At 71.1% G+C, this 17,776-nt stretch carries 13 protein-coding genes and 2 pseudogenes; 8 read left to right on the forward strand and 7 right to left on the reverse strand.

The annotated features are described in order from the left end of the window. Positions 1 to 48: 48 nt before the first annotated feature. Genes ACFP3U_RS25415 through ACFP3U_RS25430 form a run of 4 tightly spaced genes read right to left on the reverse strand, consistent with a single transcriptional unit; the run spans position 49 to position 3,783 of the window. Entirely contained in the window at positions 49 to 1,032 is a 984-nt protein-coding gene (locus tag ACFP3U_RS25415) for a beta-ketoacyl-ACP synthase III (protein WP_380227973.1), read from the reverse strand. Further along, positions 1,029 to 1,814 (reverse strand): thioesterase II family protein, encoded by a 786-nt coding sequence (locus ACFP3U_RS25420; RefSeq protein WP_380227974.1) that lies wholly within the window; start codon positions 1,812 to 1,814, stop codon positions 1,029 to 1,031. The genes ACFP3U_RS25415 and ACFP3U_RS25420 overlap by 4 nt, the downstream gene beginning before the upstream one ends. A gap of 3 nt (positions 1,815 to 1,817) precedes the next feature. Further along, on the reverse strand, positions 1,818 to 2,843 hold the full coding sequence (locus tag ACFP3U_RS25425; protein ID WP_380227975.1) for a cysteine synthase family protein: 1,026 nt from the start codon (positions 2,841 to 2,843) through the stop codon (positions 1,818 to 1,820). Continuing rightward, positions 2,830 to 3,783 carry a GHMP family kinase ATP-binding protein gene (locus ACFP3U_RS25430; RefSeq protein WP_380227976.1) on the reverse strand — a complete coding sequence of 318 codons (954 nt, stop codon included), beginning with the start codon at positions 3,781 to 3,783 and terminating at the stop codon, positions 2,830 to 2,832. Before ACFP3U_RS25430 ends, ACFP3U_RS25425 begins: the two co-directional genes overlap by 14 nt. A 226-nt stretch (positions 3,784 to 4,009) precedes the next feature. On the opposite strand from ACFP3U_RS25430, the pseudogene ACFP3U_RS25435 reads away from it, so the two are divergent. The 5 genes and pseudogenes from ACFP3U_RS25435 to ACFP3U_RS25455 form a co-directional block, all read left to right on the forward strand. After that, a pseudogene (locus tag ACFP3U_RS25435) lies at positions 4,010 to 8,566 on the forward strand (condensation domain-containing protein); the annotation flags it as partial. Between the two features lie 182 nt (positions 8,567 to 8,748). Next, a pseudogene (locus ACFP3U_RS25440) lies at positions 8,749 to 8,844 on the forward strand (hypothetical protein); the annotation flags it as partial. Positions 8,845 to 8,949: 105 nt separating this feature from the next. Continuing rightward, positions 8,950 to 9,834 carry a thioesterase domain-containing protein gene (locus ACFP3U_RS25445; RefSeq protein ID WP_380228010.1) on the forward strand — a complete coding sequence of 295 codons (885 nt, stop codon included), beginning with the start codon at positions 8,950 to 8,952 and terminating at the stop codon, positions 9,832 to 9,834. Further along, entirely contained in the window at positions 9,831 to 11,336 is a 1,506-nt protein-coding gene (locus ACFP3U_RS25450; protein WP_380227977.1) for an argininosuccinate lyase, read from the forward strand. The genes ACFP3U_RS25445 and ACFP3U_RS25450 overlap by 4 nt, the downstream gene beginning before the upstream one ends. 40 nt (positions 11,337 to 11,376) lie before the next feature. Further along, complete coding sequence (locus ACFP3U_RS25455; protein WP_380227978.1) at positions 11,377 to 12,657, forward strand: ATP-grasp domain-containing protein; 1,281 nt, start codon at positions 11,377 to 11,379, stop codon at positions 12,655 to 12,657. 9 nt (positions 12,658 to 12,666) lie between these two features. On the opposite strand, the gene ACFP3U_RS25460 is transcribed toward ACFP3U_RS25455, so the two are convergent. The 3 genes from ACFP3U_RS25460 to ACFP3U_RS25470 are packed head-to-tail and all read right to left on the reverse strand — an operon-like array spanning position 12,667 to position 16,344. Then, a complete protein-coding gene (locus ACFP3U_RS25460; RefSeq protein WP_380227979.1) occupies positions 12,667 to 14,202 on the reverse strand; it encodes an amino acid adenylation domain-containing protein in 1,536 nt (511 codons plus the stop codon). A gap of 19 nt (positions 14,203 to 14,221) precedes the next feature. Further along, positions 14,222 to 14,539: a hypothetical protein gene (locus ACFP3U_RS25465; protein ID WP_380227980.1), complete on the reverse strand. Its 318-nt coding sequence runs from the start codon at positions 14,537 to 14,539 to the stop codon at positions 14,222 to 14,224. Then, positions 14,536 to 16,344: a non-ribosomal peptide synthetase gene (locus ACFP3U_RS25470; protein WP_380227981.1), complete on the reverse strand. Its 1,809-nt coding sequence runs from the start codon at positions 16,342 to 16,344 to the stop codon at positions 14,536 to 14,538. Before ACFP3U_RS25470 ends, ACFP3U_RS25465 begins: the two co-directional genes overlap by 4 nt. Before the next feature lie 155 nt (positions 16,345 to 16,499). Between ACFP3U_RS25470 and ACFP3U_RS25475 the strand changes: the two genes are divergently transcribed. Genes ACFP3U_RS25475 through ACFP3U_RS25485 form a run of 3 tightly spaced genes read left to right on the forward strand, consistent with a single transcriptional unit; the run spans position 16,500 to position 17,776 of the window. Further along, complete coding sequence (locus ACFP3U_RS25475) at positions 16,500 to 17,162, forward strand: response regulator transcription factor (RefSeq protein WP_380227982.1); 663 nt, start codon at positions 16,500 to 16,502, stop codon at positions 17,160 to 17,162. Positions 17,163 to 17,192: 30 nt separating this feature from the next. Beyond that, positions 17,193 to 17,399, forward strand: coding sequence for an MbtH family protein (locus ACFP3U_RS25480; protein ID WP_380227983.1), 207 nt, complete (start codon positions 17,193 to 17,195; stop codon positions 17,397 to 17,399). 8 nt (positions 17,400 to 17,407) lie between these two features. Continuing rightward, positions 17,408 to 17,776 (forward strand): phosphopantetheine-binding protein, encoded by a 369-nt coding sequence (locus ACFP3U_RS25485; protein ID WP_380227984.1) that lies wholly within the window; start codon positions 17,408 to 17,410, stop codon positions 17,774 to 17,776.

Below are 17,776 nucleotides of genomic sequence, written 5' to 3' on the forward strand. Positions count from 1 at the left end.
TGCTTTCCGCTCCATTCCCGGTCTATCGGTGCGGTATCGAAAGGGGCTTCACAACTCGCTTGAGACGACCTCCACTTCGGGCCAGACGAGGGCGGCGGCGCCCCAGGTGAGCCCGCCCCCCATGGCGGCCAGCAGCGTGCGGTGGCCGGGCGCCGGGCGGCCTTCGCGAACTCCGTCGGCGAGCGCGAGCGGGATGGAGGCGGCGGAGGTGTTGCCGACCCGGTCGATGTTGCCGACGGCTGCCGCCGGGGCGAGGCCCAGTTCGCGCACCACCGCGTCGGTGATGCGCCGGTTCGCCTGGTGGGGAACGAACGCGTCGACGTCCTCCACCGCCCAGCCGGTCCCCTTCATCACCTGCCGCGCAGTGTCGGCGAAGGTGCGGGAGGCCATGCGGTACACGGCCGTCCCGGCCATCCGGAACCGCCCGTCCGGTGCGGCCCGGGCGATCAGATCCGCGTGCCGGCCGTCACTGCCGAGGTCGATCGCGAGGATCGCGCCGGGCTCGTCCGCCTCGCCCTGGCGGAGGACGAAGGCGCCGGCCCCGTCTCCGAAGATGACGCCCGTGGAGCGGTCCTCCGGGTCGAGGATGCTTGAGTACGTCTCGGCGCAGACCACCAGCACGGCGTCGGCCACCCCCGCGGTGATCAGCCCCACGGCATTGGCGATCCCGTACACGGCGCCGCTGCACACCGCGGAGATGTCGTACGCTGCTGCCCCCGTGAGCCCCAGCCGGGCGGCGACCTCGGGGGCCATGGCCGGGCACGGCCGGTAAGGGGTCGTGGTGGCCAGCACCAGGGCCTGGACGTCGGCTCCCGCGGAGGCCAGTGCATTGCGCGCCGCGGCCTCGGCCAGGTCGACGACGGTCGTGCCCGGTGAGGTGACGCGCCGCTCGCGGATGCCCGTACGGGTCACGATCCAGTCGTCGCTCGTGTCGAACGAGCGCGTCAGCTCGGCGTTGGTCACCACCCGGGACGGCAGGCAGGTGCCGAGCCCGGCGAGCGTGGCGCTCGGCCTGGTCCGTTCCAGCCTCATACGACGTCACCTCCGTCGGAAGCCCCACCGGGGTGGGGCCGTTGTTGTAGGACGGCGGCTGTCTCGGCGGCGACCGCGGGCGCGTTATCGTCGTCCAGAAGGAAGAAATGGCCGCCGGGAAAGACCCGTTGGCTGTAACCGGCGACGGCCTGGTGCTGCCACCGGGCCAGCTGCTCCACGTCGACCAGCTCGTCGTCCTCGCCGGCCAGGACGCAGACCGGGACGGGTATCTCCCGGCCGGTGATCTCCTCGGCCAGTCGTTGCCCCAGTGTCAGGTCGTGGCGCAGCACCGCGAGGACGTGCTCCCGCAGGAACGGCTCCCGGAGGACTTCGGCGGGCGTACCTCCGCCGAGCCGGATGATGTCGAGAAGTTCCTGCTCCGGCCAGTCAGTCGCCCGCTCGGCCGGTGGACCGGCCGGATGGGCACTGAGCACCAGCCCCTCGCACAGGTCGGGAGCCGCCAGCGTCAGGGCCGCGGCGAGTGCTGCCCCCAAGCTGTGCCCGAAGTGCACCGTGGGCAGCCTCGGAAGTCGATGTAGTTCCCGCAGGGCGGCGTCGACCACAGCTGCCGGCTCGGGAGGTGCGTCGGGCACGTCATCCCCGAACCGGCGCTCGCGACCCGGCAGGGTGACCCCAACGAGCTCGTACGCGTCCGGCAGATGTCGCAGCATCGGGAGCAGGGCGTTCGGCCCCGCGCCGCTGTGCGCCAGGACGACCACCCGGCCCAGGGGCGCACCCCGGGCCGGGTGCCGCAGCGTCGTGGTCCATGACTCGTCGGACACGGTTCACGTCCGGTCGGTGAGCTCACGGCGGGACCACGCGACGACCGTGTCGCCCGCGGCGACCGTCACGGGCTCCTCGTTCACCGGGAGTTCGTCCAGTCCGCGGGCCGCCCAGTAGTCGTCGCCGAAGACACTGTCGTAGTAGCGGTCACCGCGGTCGGGCAGTATGCCGACGACGCGCGTGCCGGCCTTCTCCCTCGAGCTGAGATGACGCAGCACCTGGTACACGGAGCCCGAGGTGTTGCCTCCGAAGAGCAGTTGCTCGCGGACCAGCCGACGGGTCGCCTCGAACGCCTCCCGGTCGTTGAACCAGTGGATCTCGTCGATCTGGGAGTGGTCCAGGTTCGACGGCATCAGGCTGTTGCCGAGACCGCTCTGCAACCGGGTGGGATCGTCGGGCTGGCCGAACAGCACACTGCCTGCGCAGTCGACGGCCACCACCCGCAGATCGGGCAGCGTCCGGCGCAGCGCGCGGGCGGTGCCGCAGAGCGACCCACCGCTGCCGACGGATCCGACCAGGATGTCGAACGGCCCGCAGTCCTGAAGGAGTTCGGCAGCGAGGGTCTGATAGGCCTGCGGGTTCTGCGGGTTGCTGTACTGGCGCGGCCAGAAGGCGCCCGGGAGATCAGCCATCAACTGTTCCAGCCGGTCCAGCCGGGCGCGCTGCCAGCCCCCCTCCCCCATGCGGTCGACGATGTGCACCGAGGCGCCGAGCTTCTTCAGCTTCACCAGAGTGATGGGATCGATGCGTGGGTCGGTGACGATGTGCACCTCGTGTCCGAGCGGTGGGCCGACCAGAGCGAGGCCGAGGGCCATCGTGCCCGACGAGCTCTCGACGATGGGTGCACCCTCGACGAGTTCGCCGGTCTTACGGGCGTGAAGCACCACCTGGCGTGCGACCCGGTCCTTCATGCCGTAGAGATTCTGCATCTCCAGTTTGGCGAACACCTCCACGCCGGTGAATTCGCCGAGGCGGAGACCGACCAGGGGAGTGTGTCCGATTGCATCAACCACATCAACGTATGGCATGGGAGCTCCCGACAGGAGGAGTTGGTGCCGACTGTGTGCTCCGTTCGCCGCGCGGAGCGAAATTTAGCGTGTGATCGACGGTGATCTCTCCGGCGATGTCGTGGCACTCGTCGACGACACGGGCGAGTCGTTCGTCGTGATCCGGATCAGCGGCTGAAATCAGGATGCCGAGTTTGGTGCCACTGTGTGCGACGACCACTCCGAGGGCGCCGGCCTTTCGGCAGGTATCGAGGAGATCCGGCAGCAGGCGCTTGTGCTGCAGCCTTTGATTCATTTCCGAACTCCGGGTCGCCACCCGGCCAATCGTCCGGACGTCACCGTGGCGTACCGCTTCGCTCAGGCTGTGCAGTAGCCGGCGGTATTCGGATGTCTCCTTGCGCGTGAACGACTTCTCCTTGCGGTTGAAGGCGACCGTGTCGATTTCGCCGCCCTCGTCGACCCCCACGATCGTCATCGGCGGGATGGGTCCCAGCCGAGCGCAGAGGCGTACTTCCCGATGGTAAAAGGCAGTCGTGCCGTTGTACATCACCCCGTCGGTCGGCTCGATCGGCCGGATGAGCCGCTCGATCGTGGCCGCAGGCATTCCGACTCCGAGCACCCCGGCCACGGCACGGGCAGTGGCCACCAGATCGGCGGAGGAACTCGCGAGCCCCTTTCCCTCCGGAAGGTCGCCGCTCAGTGTGAGAGTCCCACCGCCGGGGCATCCGTATTGCCTCAGCATCCGGTCGGCCAGCTCCAGGGACTTACGTTTGCCCGGCGGTTCGACCCGGAGTTCCTGGTCGGGTTGCCACTGGAAACGTGCGGTGGACCAGCGAGCTATGGGGAGTGTGACGAGGAAATCTCGATTTCCCGGCTGCAGCCTCCCCTGCAGCAGTTCGCCGAAGGTGCCGAAGGAGCTGCCGTTTGCAACGGGCCGTTGGACGGATACAGCGCTGGTCATGCACCCTCCACGAATGGCCTTGAAATCCGGTTGGCGCCACCTTCCTGACCACTTCTATCGACGCCCTATCCCCGAACTATTGGCATCGAAGTCAATGGCGCCCCGGCACGATGGCGGAGTCCCGCCACCGTGTGCGGCGCGGCCCCGCCGGAGACCGCCCGGCACGCACCATGGGGGACTGCCGCGGTTCCAGCGAGCGCCAGGAACTCTCCGACGGAAGGAACTTATGACCGAGTCCGGGAATGTCACGTCGTCCGACCGTCAGGAACTACTCCGACGTCGACTCGTCCGCCGGGCGCCATCCACGGCGCCGCGCTCCACCCCCGGGCCCCGGCGGACCGAGGCGCCGCTCTCCGCCGCTCAGCAACGGCTCTGGCTGGACCACCTGTTGGACCCGACCGCGACCCGGTACAACGTGCCGTTGCGCTGGTGGCTCGACGGCCGGCTCGATGTCGTCGCCCTCCAGCGGGCATTCGAAGCTCTCGTCGCCCGGCATGACGTCCTGAGGACCGTGTACGAGGGCGAGGAGTCGGCCCGGCAGGTCGTCACCGCCTCCCAGCCCCTCGACCTGGCGCTCACCGATCTCACGGAGTGCGAGGACCCCGCCGACAGCTCCACCTGCGGCGGCCCGGAGCCGGGCGGGGCCGACGAGCGTGCCCTCGCCCTCTCCGTGGCGGCGATCAACGAGCCGTTCGATCTGGCCGCAGGGCCCGTCCTGCGCGTCCGGCTGTACCGGACCGCCGCCGACCGGTGGCTCCTGACCGTCGCCGTTCACCACATCGCCTTCGACGGCTGGTCGCTGTCCGTCCTGCAGCGGGAACTCGGCGCCCTCTACCGCGCTTTCGCCGCTCGCCGGCCCGACCCGTTGCCCGAACTCGCCTTCCAGTACGCGGACTTCGCCGTGCAGCAGCGCTGGGAGGCCGACAGTGCGCGAAGCAGGGCCCTCGTCGACCACTGGTGCGACAGGCTGTCCGGGCTCAGCAGAGCCGAGGTCCCCTTCGACCGGGAACGTCCGGAACGGCCCACCGGCGCCTGCGCCGAGCACACCGTCAGCATCCCTCCCCAGGTCGTCGAACGTCTCGGAGTACTCGCCTCGGAGCACGACGCCACCCTCTTCATGACCCTGCTGGCCGCCTACCACCTGCTGCTCTCCCGCTTCACCGGCAGCCCGGACGTGGCCACGGGAACGCCGGTCGGCAACCGGGACACGACCACCCATGAAGACCTCATCGGCTTCTTCGTCAATGTGATCGTGCTGCGCTCCGATCTGTCCGGCGTCCTGGCCGAGGGCACCTTCGGGGACCTGCTGGACCGGGTGAGGAGCACCGCCCTGGAGGGCTACGACCACAGCGGGGCCTCCTACGACGCGGTGGTGGAGGCGGTCAACACGGCCGACCGGGCCCAGGGGCCCACCGCGCCGCTCTTCTCGTCCGTCTTCGCCCTGGACACCGACCCGGGCGACGACCTCGATCTGTCCGGCCTGACGGCGACCGAGTGCCCCGTCCCCAACACCACCGTGCTGTGTGACCTCGCGATGTCGGTGATCACCGGCCGGGACGGGCTCCGCTGCGTCCTCGACTACGCATCGGAGCTGTTCGACGAGGCCACCGCCGCCGCCTTCGCCGACAGCTACCTGGCTCTGCTCACCGACATCGCCCTGACGGGGACCGGCCGTCCGCTACACGAGTACGCGGCGGCCGCCGCGGAGCCCTTCGTCCTCACGGACGACTGCAGGGAGTGGGCCGTCGGCCTGCTTCCCGGCGCCGGCGCCGCCCCGGTCGGCGACCCGGGCGGGCCGGTCCCGGTCGCCGCGAGCGCGTACGTGCTGGACGAGCGGCTGCGGCCCGTTCCCAGGGGCGCGATCGGCGAGCTGTACCTCGTCGCCGCGCCGGGGGTCCGCCCCGACTGGGCCACGTCGGAACCGCTGCCCGCGCCCGACGGAGCAGGCCTGTCGGCCCGCGTCCACGCGACCGGAGACCGCGTGCGGGTGCGGGGCGACGGCACCCTCCAGCACCGGGGGCGCCCCGACGGCCGGGTGTGGCACCGTGGACGCCTCTTCGACCTCGAGGAGCTCGCGTCCGCGCTGAGGACCCACTCGACGGTGCGCCAGGCCGTCGCAACGGCCGCTGCGGGGCCGGGCGGCGGCACCGTGCTGGTGGTCCACGCCGGGGTCGACGAACCGTCGCGGGCGACGTCCGACCGGATCCGAGAGCACCTCGGCGGGCTCCTTCCCCTGTGCCCCCCGTACGAACTCCGGATGTGGAAGGGCGACCTTCCGGCGACCGCGGACGGCCGAGTCGACCTCAAGGCGATGGCCGTCACCCCTCATCCGGACGGTGAGCACACCGGAGCGGCAACGCCTCTGCAGCTCCTCGTGGCCGGGATCTTCGCCGAGTTGCTGGGCGTCGACCGCATCGATCCGGAGCAGGACCTGCGCGCCGCGGGCGCCGACTCGCTGGTGTCCGTCCGTGCAGTCGCCCGACTGCGTGAGCGGCTGGGCCGGCGCATCGAGCTGCGCGCACTGGTCAAGAGCCGAACCGTCGCCGATGTCGCCGCCGAACTCGGCGAGGACGTCGCCCCGCCCGCGCAGCCCGCACCGGTGACGGCGACGGACGACCGGCTCCCGCTCTCTCCCGGCCAGCGGAGCATCTGGTTCCTGGAGAAGCTCCGACCGGGCCGTACGGACTATCTGATGCCCTTCAGGTGGCACCTGAAGGGCCCCTTGGACGGCGAAGCGCTGCGCCGAGCCCTGGACGGTGTCCTGGCCCGCCACACGGCGCTGCGGGCTGGTTTCGGCGAGGTCGACGGGCGCCCCGTCCAGCACATCGCCGACGTGCGCGCCGTGCCGTGGCGCGCCCGCGACCTGAGCGGACTCCCCCCGCAGGAGGCGCGGACCGCCCTGCGCGACCTGGCCGCCGAAGAGGCGGCGCGGCCGTTCGACCTCGGCCGTCCGCCGCTCGTCCGGGCCGCCCTGGTCCGTACGGCGGCCGAGGAGCACACCCTCCTGCTGACGGCCCACCACATCGTCTTCGACGGCTGGTCGACGGGCGTCCTGCTCGCCGATCTGGACACCGCCTACCGGGACGTCGTCGCGGGCGGAGCCGGCGTGCTTCCGCCGCCCGCCTTCGGCTATCCGGACCATCTCGTGGAACAGGAGCGCCTGCTCGCGTCGCCCGAGGTGCGTGAACGGCTGCGGGAACGGGCGGAGCGGCTGGCCGGCGCACCGCGCCTCGAACTTCCCCGCTACGGCCACGGAGACGAGGCGCGGGGCGGGCGCCACAGTCTGGTGCTGTCCCGGGAACTGACCCGAGCGGTGCGCGCCCTGGCCGACACGGAGAACACCACCGTCTTCTCCGTCCTCTTCAGCGCGTTCAACCTGCTGCTCGGCAGGCTGTCCGCACAGGAGGACATCCTGCTGGGAGTGCCATTCGCCGGACGGGGGCGGCCCGAGTTCGACGAATTGGTCGGACTGTTCCTCAACACGCTGGTCGTCCGCTCGGACCTGGGAGGCGACCCGACCTTCCGCGCGTTCCTGGGCCGGGTGAGCGAGTCGCTGACGGAGGCGATCGGCAGCTCGGACCTGCCGTTCGAGCGACTGGTGGAGGCGATCAACCCACCCCGCGACATCGACCGGAACCCCCTGGTCGACGTCCTGTTCAACTTCGCCAACCAGACGAACGCGCCGACACGGCAGCCGGGCGGTCTCGACGTCGTCGAGGGGGACGTGGAGGGCGGTGACCCCAAGTTCTGGCTGACGCTGTACGGCAGCCTGCACGACGACCGGATCCGGCTGGAATGGGTGTTCCGGACGGACGTCTTCAGCAGCCGTCAAATCGCCGGCATGTCCGCCCAGTTCTCCCATCTGATCGAACAGCTGACCGGGCGTCCCGATGCGCCCGCCGCCAGCTGTTCGCTGCGGGCGCCCGAGCTCCGGGAGGTCCTGCCCCGACCGGACGAGCCGCTGCCCTCTCCCGCGGAGCCGTCGGTCGTCGACCAGTTCGAGCGGGCGGCCGAACTGTACGGCACGAGCCCGGCCCTCAGTCAGGGGAAGACGTCCCGGTCATACGGTGAACTGCGCGCCGACGTCCGGCACGTGGCGGACGAGGTGGCACGCCTGACGCCCCGGGACGCCGTGGTGGCGCTGTCCGTACCCGCCTCCTTCGGGCTCGCCGCCGGCATGCTGGGCATCCTGGCCGCCCGACGCCCCCTGCTGGTCGTCGACCCTGCGCTGCCGCGCCGGCGCAGGGAGTTGCTGCTGCGCGAGGCCGGAGCCCGACTGGTCATCGGCGGGAGCGGCGGGCCGACCGACTCGGGCGGTCTCGACCTGGTGCCCGGCCCCGTGGAACCCGGAGGCCGTGAGCCGGTGGCGCAGCCGCACCGTCCCGGCGACCGGATCGCCTATCTCAGTTTCACCTCCGGTTCCACCGGGACTCCCAAGTGCGTGGCCGGCTCGGAACGGGGACTCGCCCAGTTCGTCGACTGGCAGCGTGAGACCTTCGGGATCGGCCCCGGCGACCGCGCCGCGCAACTGACCGCGCAGTCCTTCGACGTGCTGTACCGGGACGTGCTGACGCCCCTGGTCAGTGGGGCGACGCTGTGCGTTCCGGACGTGGACACCGGCGACCCGGACCGCCTCTTCGCGTGGTTGCGGGCGGAGCGCATCACCGCGCTCCACACCGTGCCCTCTGTGGCCCGGGCTTGGCTGTCGGCGACCTACGCCGACCGCTCTGTCGCCACGCTGCGCCAGGTCTTCTTCGCCGGTGAACCCCTGACTGGAGCCCTGGTGACCTGGTACCCGGCGCCTTCTACCGGGTGGACCGCATCCCGGTCACGGCCAGTGGCAAGACCGACCGCCGCGCGCTGCTCACGATCCCGCGGACCCGCATCGCATCAGCCAGGCAGCACCAGCCGCCCCGGACACCGACCGAGAGCCTGCTCGTCGACATCTGGCAGCAGGTGCTCGGTGTGCGGGGGCTCGGCGTCCACGACAACTTCTTCGAGCGGGGCGGCGACTCGCTCCGCCTGGTCCACGCCACCTCGCTCGTGCGCGAGCAGGATGTGGAACTGGAGGTCAGCGACCACTACGAGCACCAGACGGTGGCCGAACTCGCCGCACGGGTCGACCGCGGCGCGGACCCGGACCGGGAGCCCCGGAGGAGCCCCGTCGTGCGGCTGTCCGCGGGTGGCGACGCCCGCCCCCTGTTCTGCGTCCACCCCAGTGGTGGCAGCGCCTCCTGGTACACGGCCCTGGCCCGCGCCCTGCCCTCCCACCGGCCCGTGATGGCCTTCGAACTGCCGGGCGCCCACAGCACGGGGGAGCCCTGCGACACGATCGAGGCCCTCGCCGAGGAGTACCTCACCCACCTGCTGCGTGCGCAGCCCGCCGGCCCGTACGCGCTCATGTCCTGGTCGTACGGGGGGCTCATCGCCTTCGAGATGGCCCGCAGGCTGACCGCCGCGGGGCACCGCGTGGACCCGCTCATCCTGATCGAACCGACCCTGCCTCGCGATCCCGTGTCGGCGGAGGGCCATCGGACCGCGGCCGAGCTCTACGGGACGGCGGCGGACCTCGTGGAGAAGGCCGCGGCCGCTCCCGAGAACAGCTCCGAGCGGGCACGCCTGGAAGCCGCCGCCGCAGACTTCTTCGACTCCCTCGAATGGGGCCCCGGTCGGTCCGCACTGGCCACGGCTCTCCCGCTGCGCGCGTGCGGACTCCTCCATCAGGCCTACCAGGACTTCGATCCCGGCGTGTTCGGCGGCGACATCCAGCTGGTGCTGTCCCGGGCAGGGCTTGCGGCGAGTTCGGAACGGCCCGCCACGGTCCTGCACGACTCGGCCCGGCGCTACCTCGACGGCTGGCGGCACCTGGTCGCCGGCGACCTGCGGGTCCACGAGAGCGGTGGAGACCACATGTCCATGGTGGCGCCGAGCAACGCGGCTGACCTCGCCGCGCTCTGCGAGCGGCTCTGTGCCCAAAACGACCCACAGCGTCAGGACGGGGAGACCCGGGAAACGGGCGCCGGGGTTATCACTTCCAGGAGGCAGCATTGAACCGAACGGGCACGCATTCGCTTACGGGCCGGATCTCACAGGCCCCCACGGAGTTGCTCCACGAGGAGGTGCTCGCGCCACAGTTCGACTATGACGTGACCCACCTGCTGCCGTTCTACCTGCACATGGAGAAGGCGCTGCTTCTCGAGTACGTCCGGCTCGGCGTGCTGAGCACGGGCGACGCCCGGGCCATCGCCACCGCGCTCCACGAGGTCTCCGCCGCCTCGCTGACTGCCGACCGGCAGAGCAACCTGTCGGACCTGTCCTTCGCGATCGAGGTAGCCGTCGGACGCCGGCTCCCCGAGCCCGTCCCCGCCTGGCGGGTGGACCGCAGCAGGAACGACTTCCAGGCCTGCGGACAGCTGCAGCTCGGCCGCGCACAGACCGTCAAGACCGCGGAGGAACTTCTGGCCTGCGCGGCTGCGGTGCACGAGCTGGCCATCCTCCACGCGTACGACCCGATGCCCGGCTACACCCATCTCCAGCCGGCCCAAGTGATCACACCGGCATTCTTCCTCAGCGCCGTCTGCGAGCACCTGCTGCACTCCGCAGAACGGCTGCTGGTCTGCTACGAGGGATGGGACGCCGCGCCCCTCGGCGCCGGCGCCATGGCCGGCCAGCAACTCCCTTGGGACCGCCACCGGCTGGCGGAACTCCTGGGCTTCGCCAAACCCGCTCCGCATGCGCTGACAGCGGTCGCCTCGCGAGGATGGCTGCTCGAACTCGCTGCGGAATGCGCCACGTTCGGGATCGGCATGAGTCGGTTCGTGACGGACCTCATGACCTGGGCCGGAGGACAGCACGCCTTTGTGTCGCTGCCCGACGAGATGGCGGCGATCTCGTCGGCGATGCCCCAGAAGAAGAACTACCCCATCCTCGAGCGTCTGCGGGGCAAGAGCAGCCACGCCCTGTCCTGGTACGTGGACAGCGCGACAACCCAACGAGCCACTCCCTTCAGCAACACCGTGGAGGTCTCCAAGGAGAGTGGGGCTCAGATGGTGCAGCAGCTGAGTGGCCTCCGCTCGATGCTGCGTCTGGCGACCGCGGTCTTCGGCCATCTCTCTTTCGACACCGCGCGGCTGCGCGAAGCCTGCGGAGAGGACTACCTCGGGGCATTCGCCCTGGCCAACGAGCTGACTCTCGCCGACGGCATCCCTTGGCGCGAGGCACAGGTCATCACCGGCGCCTATGTCCTGGCCGCGCAGCGGACCGATCGGCCAGCCACGTGTCCCGACCCCGAATCGCTGCTGAGCATTGCGGCTGCTCACGGTCACGAGGCCGGGCACTCCGCTGCCGCGCTGGAGGGTCTGCTGCGGCCGGAGGCCGAGTTGGAGCGCAAGGCCACGGCCGGCTCCACGGCGCCGCATTCCACCATGGCTGTGCTGCAGCGGCAGAAGGAGCGGATCGGTGAGCTGACGGCGGACTGGACCCGGCGCCGGGAGGTCCCGGAGGCCGCCGCTCGCCATGTCGATCAGCTCCTCGGACTCGGCGCTCCCTCCTGACTTCCGCCCTTCCCCTTCCCCTCACGTCGAATCGAGGACCATGACACGCCATCTCGCCTTCGTCGAAGCCAACACCACGGGCACCGGCATGATTGCCCTGCATACCGCTCGAGACCTCGGTCTCGTCCCCGTGTTCCTCACCTCCGACAGCGCCCGCTACCTGGGTCTGGAGGAGACCGGTGCCGAGGTCGTCGACTGCGACACCAACCGGCCCGCCGCTGTGACCGCGGCATTGGGGGCGCTGCCGGCCGGCAGCCTCGCCGGAGTCACCACGACCAGCGAGTTCTATGTGCCGGCCGTCGCGGAGGCAGCTGCGGAGCTGGGCCTGCCGGGCAACCCTCCCGACGTGGTGCGGCGTTGCCGGGACAAGGGTCAGGTCCGTGTCGCTCTGCAGGCAGCCGGAATGCCGCAGCCGCGGTTCGCCGTGGTCCGCACCGAGGAGGACCTGGACGAGGCGCTCACGCGGGTGGGACTGCCCTGCGTCGCCAAGCCCGTCGACGATTCCGGTTCCCAGCTGGTCCGGTGGTGCGGCACGCGGGACGAGGCGAGGGAGCACGCCGCGCTGGTCATGGCGGTGCGCACCAATGTACGCGGGCAGCCCGCCGCCGGGTCAGTCCTGCTGGAAGAGTTCCTGGACGCGCCCGAATACAGCGTCGAGCTGTTCAGCGTCGACGGCGTCCACCACTGTGTGGGCATCACCCGCAAGACCGTGACGGGAATCCCGTACTTCGTGGAGACCCGGCACGTATATCCGGCGCCGTTGGGGGAAGCGGCGGAAGCGGCCCTGCGCAAGGCCGCGTCGGACGCACTCGACATCCTCGGCGTACGCCTCGGTCCCACCCATGTGGAGATCAGACTCACGTCCCAGGGGCCTGCTCTGATCGAGCTCAACCCTCGGCTCGCGGGTGGAATGATCCCCGAACTGGTCCGGCTGGCCCATGGGGTGGATCTGCTGGGGCAACAACTGCACGCCGCCCTGGGCCATGACGTGGACCTGCAACCGACGCGGGCCGACAGTGCGGGCGTCGCCTTTCTGCTCCCGCAGCGCAGCGGGGTGTTGCGCCGGGTCACCGGCGCCGAGGATGCCACCCGGCTGGAACGGGTAGCACGCGTAACGGTCACCGGTCGACCGGGAAAGGAGGTGCGGCCAGCTCGTAACGCCTACGACCGGCTGGGTTCGGTGATCGCCCAGGGCTGCGGTACAGCGGAGGTCGACGCGGTGCTCGACAAGGCGCTCGGGATACTCGGCCTCGAGTTGGAGGACCTGGTGCCTTCTTCCGGGCTGGCTCGGCGGGATGGAGAAGAAGGCACCAGGCGGTAGCGAGCGGGCTCAGAGCTTCCTGTCGCGCAGAGCGTTGCGGTCCAGCTTGCCGTTGGGCGTGACAGGAAGTTCTCGCACCGTCAGGACCTGTTGCGGCACCAGAGCGGGCGGCAGCAGGTCCGCCAAGTAGCCCGTCAGCGCTAGCAGCCCAGGGGCTGCGCCGCCCTCGCGTGGGACGACGTACGCCACCAGCCGGTCCTCGCGGACCACCACGGCTGCCTGGCCGATCTCGGAATGGCCGCACATCACGGTCTCTATCTCGCCTGGCTCGATCCGTTGGCCGCGGAACTTGATCTGTTCGTCGATCCGACCCGCGTAGTACAGCTCACCGTCCCGCCCGGCCATGGCAAGGTCGCCCGTGCGGTACATGCGCTCGCCGGGCCGCAGAGGGTGCGGCGGGAACCGTTCCTCGGTCAGTTCGGGCCGGTTGAGGTAGCCGTCGGCGAGCTGGGGGCCGGCCACACACAGTTCCCCGGGTTCTCCGGGGCCGGGGACCGCGCCGCTGCTCTCACGTAGCAGGATCTCGGTGCCGGGAAGCGGCCAGCCGATCGGGATGGCACCGTGTGCGACGTGTTCGGGTTTCACGGAGGCCACGACCACGCCGACGGTAGACTCGGTGGGCCCGTATTCGTTGACGATCTGGGTGCACTTGGCCAGCCACGGACGAACCTGGTCGGCGCGCAGGGCCTCGCCGCCGATGACGAGTGAGGTGATGGCCGCCGGGGTCCCCTCGGGGCCCAACCAGTTGCCGAGTGCTTCCAGGTGGGTCGGGGTGATCTTCAGGATGCCGATGTCCACGGGGGCGGTCAGCAGCTTGGCCAGCCCCTCCAGGCCGCTCAGCGGGTCGGAGCCGGGGACGGGCCAGACCTCTCCGCCGTGGGTGAGGGGTACCCACAGGGAGGTCACGGTGGCGTCAAAGGCCAGCGGCGAGTGCCAGGGCGCGGGGCCGGAGGCGCCTTCGTACAGCTGCCCGGCACAGCCCACGTAGTGTGCGAGCGCTCCGTGCCGGACGCGAACGCCCTTGGGCACACCGGTCGAGCCCGACGTGTAGAGGACGTAGGCGGGGGAGTACGGATCGACGGGCGTCGTCGAAGGCGTCGAGGGTGTCGCGGACAAGGCGCGGGGCGGGTGGTCCGCGTCGATACCCTCGACCGTCACGACGTCCGTCCGGCCCCTGGCCGGCGTGCTCCCGCAGGCCTCGCGCAAGCGAGGGGCGAGCTCCTTGGTGCAGACGACGGCGCGCGCCCGGCAGTCCGCGAGGACGAACTGCCACCGGGCGACGGGGTGGCCGGGGTCGAGCGGGACGAGGACGGCGCCCGTCCGCCAGATCCCGAGGACGGCCTGGAGCGTCACCGCGGCCCGGGGGAGGCACACGGCGACCGTGTCGCCGGGCGCCACGCCCCGGCCGCGCAGCGCGGCCTCCCACCGGTCGGCGCCCTCAACGAGCTCGCGGTAGCTGACAAGCCCCTGTCCGTCCCGTACCGCGGGGCGGTCGGGATGGGCGGCCGCCACCCGTGCGACCAGATCGGGGACCGACTCGTTCATGGACAGCTCCATTCGTTTCTCACACCCGTCCGCATCGCCGGGAGTCGGACCAGCGCGTGACCGCGATGCCGATGGTCATCACGGAGGCGCGGGCGGAGCCCAGGGCCTCGCGTAGGAGCTCGGCCCCGGCCTCCCCTCCGGCGCCGTCCGGCCCCTGGTCGACGCCGAGCAGGCAGAGGGCAGATTCCAGAGCGGCGATCCGTGCTTCGCTCAAGGGGTCGGCCGGATCGCTGTCGGCACGGACCGCCGTCAGGACGCGCGCCAGCACCCGGACGTGCGGTTCGCCGTCGCCGTTCTCCTCCTGCCGCCGCGCGGCCCCGGCCCGCGTCCCGCTCATGCTCCCGGCACCATGGCCGCGGCGGAACGGCGTACGGTCGGGTTCTGGAAGTGCAGGGTCAGGGTGAGCGGCAGCCCCCTGTCCTGGGCGTCGGCAACGATGCTGATCGCCAGGATCGAGGTGCCTCCGATGGCGGAGAAGTCGTCGTCCAGGCCGATGTCCTGGGACTCGAAGTTCTTCCGCCAGATCTCGGCGAGTACGGCCTCGGTCGGTGTGGTCCCGTTGGGCCCGGCCGGGGCACCGGTGTGCATGGGCTCGACGGCAGTCGTACCGCTCAGCACGAGCACCTCGCGGTCGATCTTGCCGCTGAGGGTGAGCGGCAGCCGGTCGTGGAAGACGTAGGCGCCGGGACACATGTGGCCGGGCAGGACCTCTGCGGCGTGCTCGGCCAGGAGTTCGGGGAGGCCTCCGGCGTCCCGCTCCGTGGCGATGTGGGCGACGAGCTGTTCACGGCGGCCGCGGGGGTCGACCAGGACCACGCAGGCATCCCGCACGTCCGGGTGGCGCCGCAGGACGTGCTCCAGCTCACCCAGTTCGACGCGGTGCCCGCGGACCTTCACCTGGCTGTCGAGGCGCCCGAGGACCGCGATGACCCCGTGCTCGTCGAGCACGCCCTCGTCGCCGGTGGCGTACATGCGGGCCCCCGAAGTTTCGCTGTGCGGATCGGGGACGAAGCGGTCGGCGGTCAGCACGGGCCGCCCCAGGTAGCCGCGGGTGACGGGGACGCCGCCGATGTACACCTCGCCATGTTCGCCGGCGGCGACGTGGCGCAAGTTCTCGTCGAGCAGGTGGAGGCATGCGCCGCCGACGGGCGGCCCCACCGGGACGCGGGTCGCATCCGCGGGCACCGCGTCCATCGGCTGCGCGCTGACGAATGTGGCCGTCTCGGTGGGACCGTAGACGTTCAGGAGCACACTGCCGGAACCTCGACGGGCGGCGCGGTCCACGAAGACCCGTGCCGTGGCCGCGGAGAGGATGTCGCCGCCGACGAGCAGCTGACGGACCCCGTCCAGTGCCTCGGGCCGTTTCTCGACCAAGGAGTGGAACAGCGCCGGGGTGAGCCCCATCGTGGTGACGTGCTTCTCGGCCAGTACGGACGGAAGTTCGTCGATGGCGTCGTACGAGGGAGAGGCGATGACGAGGCGGCCGCCGTGCGCGAGGGCGCCCCAGATCTCCACGGCGGACGGGTCGAAGGCGAGCGGGGAGAGCTGAAGAAACGTCTCGTCAGAGGCGAACCGCATGTGCCGCTGCCGACTGCTCACCAGGTTCGCGATGTTCCCGTGCGTGACGCCGACGCCCTTGGGCAGGCCCGTGGTGCCCGACGTGTAGATGACGTAGGCGAGGTGAGCCGGGTGCACAGGGGTGGCCGACGCCGGCGCGGACCGGTCACCGGCCTCCGGGGCCTCGCTGATCGGCAGGGCGGTGGCGACCTCGTCGAGACCGGGCGGAAGCCCGTTGTCGTCCGTGACGACGAGCCGCGCGTCGGCGTCCTCGGCCATGAAGCGCAGCCGATCGACGGGGTAGTCGGGCGGGAGCGCCAGATAGGCGGCGCCCGTCCGCAGAACGGCGATGATGGTGACCACCGCCTGGACGGACCGCTGCAGGTGGATGCCGACGACGTGTTCGGGACCGACGCCCCGGGCCCGCAGCCGGTCGGCGATCCGGTCGGCCCAGGCCCGCGCCTGGCCGTAGGTGAGCGCCCGCTGGGAGTCCTCCAGCGCGATGCTGTCCGGGGCGAGGTCGGCGAACGCGTCGAAGCGATCGTGCACCAGCGTGGCCCGTACCGGGTCCGCGTGGTCGTTCATCGGCTGCTTCCCTTCAGGCGCTCGGCTCGGGGCTCCAGCCGCACCGGCAGGCTGTGGAACCCGGACCCGAAGTTGGAGTAGACACGTTGCGGTGTGCCGGTCAGGGCGCCAGGAGTGCCGTTCGCCCACCGCATCGACCCATCCGAGGAGGAACGGTGACCATTGCACCGCTGCGGAACCGCGCCGCCTGCGACGGTGACCGGCCCGAGCTGGCCGTCGTCGATCCCGAACCCGCCCACCGCCGTCTTCTCGCCACCGCCGGCGCAACGGCCGGGTTCACCGTCGCCTGTCCACCGGATCCGGTTCCGTGGGCTGCACGGCACGAAGGGGTTCTGCTGCTGGCCGTCCTCCGGGCAGACGAGTCCGATGCCGTACGGCGGATCCGGGAGGTGAACAGCCGGGTGACCGTCGTCGCCCTGACCGAGCCCGCGCAGGCCGACACCGCTCTGGCGGTGCTGCGCCAGGGAGCGACCGTCGTCCTGGACAGGCGAACCGATCCGCGCGTGGTGGTGCTGGCGGCACAGCTGGCCCGGTCGGGGCATGCCCTGATGCCGGCTCCGCTGCTGCCCGATCTCCTCGGAAGCCGGCCCCCCGGGACGGTTCCCCACCCCGGGATCGACCTCGACGACGCCGACCGTGAGCTGCTCCAGGACCTCGCCGCCGGGGCCACCGTCCGGCGCATGGCCCGCCACCGCTTCCAGGCGCCGCGCACGGTCGAGCGCCACCTGCGCCGGCTGTACTCGCGCATCGGCGCCGACGACCGCGTCCAGGCGGTCGCGAAGGCGACCCAGATGGGCCTGATCAGGGTCTCCGGTTGACCCCCTCCCACCGCGTAAAGGAACACAGCCATGAACGAGGCACAGACCCACACCACCGTCATCAACGACGAGGAGCAGTACTCCGTCTGGCCCGTCCACCTGGAGCTGCCCTCGGGCTGGCGCCCGATCGGCCCCAAGGGCACGAAGGCGGAGTGCCTGTCCTACATCGAAGAGGTGTGGACCGACATGCGGCCGGCCTCTCTCCGCGCGGCGATGGCCGCCAACGGTGCCCGGTGAGCCGCGCCGTGACGTCCGCGTTCGGGCCCGACGACGACGGCGCGCTCGAACCCCCGCAGCCCACGGCCGAAGGGGTCCTGGCAGCAGCCTTCGCCGAGGTCCTCGGCGTCGAATCGGTGGGGAGCCGAGACAACTTCGTCGAGCTGGGAGGTGACTCGCTGCGGGCCATGAGCGTGAGCGCCTTCGCCCGCAGACGAGGGCTCGCCGTGACCGCGCACCAGGTGCTGAGCAGCGAGACGCTGGCCGAGCTCGCCGAACTGGCCCAGGTCGCGCCGCCGGCACAAGCGACCCCCGCTGCGGCCCCCGCCGCAACGGACCCGTCGCTCCGCACCCGGGACGACGAGACGATCAGCCGGCTACTCAACGGGATCAGGTGA

Source organism: Kitasatospora misakiensis (genome assembly GCF_042656005.1).
GTDB lineage: Bacteria > Actinomycetota > Actinomycetes > Streptomycetales > Streptomycetaceae > Kitasatospora > Kitasatospora misakiensis.

Bases quoted from the DNA above. Each gene is read 5' to 3' on its own strand.
- ACFP3U_RS25415 (WP_380227973.1), bottom strand. From the start codon at position 1,032: ATGAGGCTGGAACGGACCAGGCCGAGCGCCACGCTCGCCGGGCTCGGC.
- ACFP3U_RS25425 (WP_380227975.1), bottom strand. From the start codon at position 2,843: ATGCCATACGTTGATGTGGTTGATGCAATCGGACACACTCCCCTGGTC.
- ACFP3U_RS25430 (WP_380227976.1), bottom strand. From the start codon at position 3,783: ATGACCAGCGCTGTATCCGTCCAACGGCCCGTTGCAAACGGCAGCTCC.
- ACFP3U_RS25455 (WP_380227978.1), top strand. From the start codon at position 11,377: ATGACACGCCATCTCGCCTTCGTCGAAGCCAACACCACGGGCACCGGC.
- ACFP3U_RS25460 (WP_380227979.1), bottom strand. From the start codon at position 14,202: ATGAACGAGTCGGTCCCCGATCTGGTCGCACGGGTGGCGGCCGCCCAT.
- ACFP3U_RS25465 (WP_380227980.1), bottom strand. From the start codon at position 14,539: ATGAGCGGGACGCGGGCCGGGGCCGCGCGGCGGCAGGAGGAGAACGGC.
- ACFP3U_RS25470 (WP_380227981.1), bottom strand. From the start codon at position 16,344: ATGAACGACCACGCGGACCCGGTACGGGCCACGCTGGTGCACGATCGC.
- ACFP3U_RS25480 (WP_380227983.1), top strand. From the start codon at position 17,193: ATGAACGAGGCACAGACCCACACCACCGTCATCAACGACGAGGAGCAG.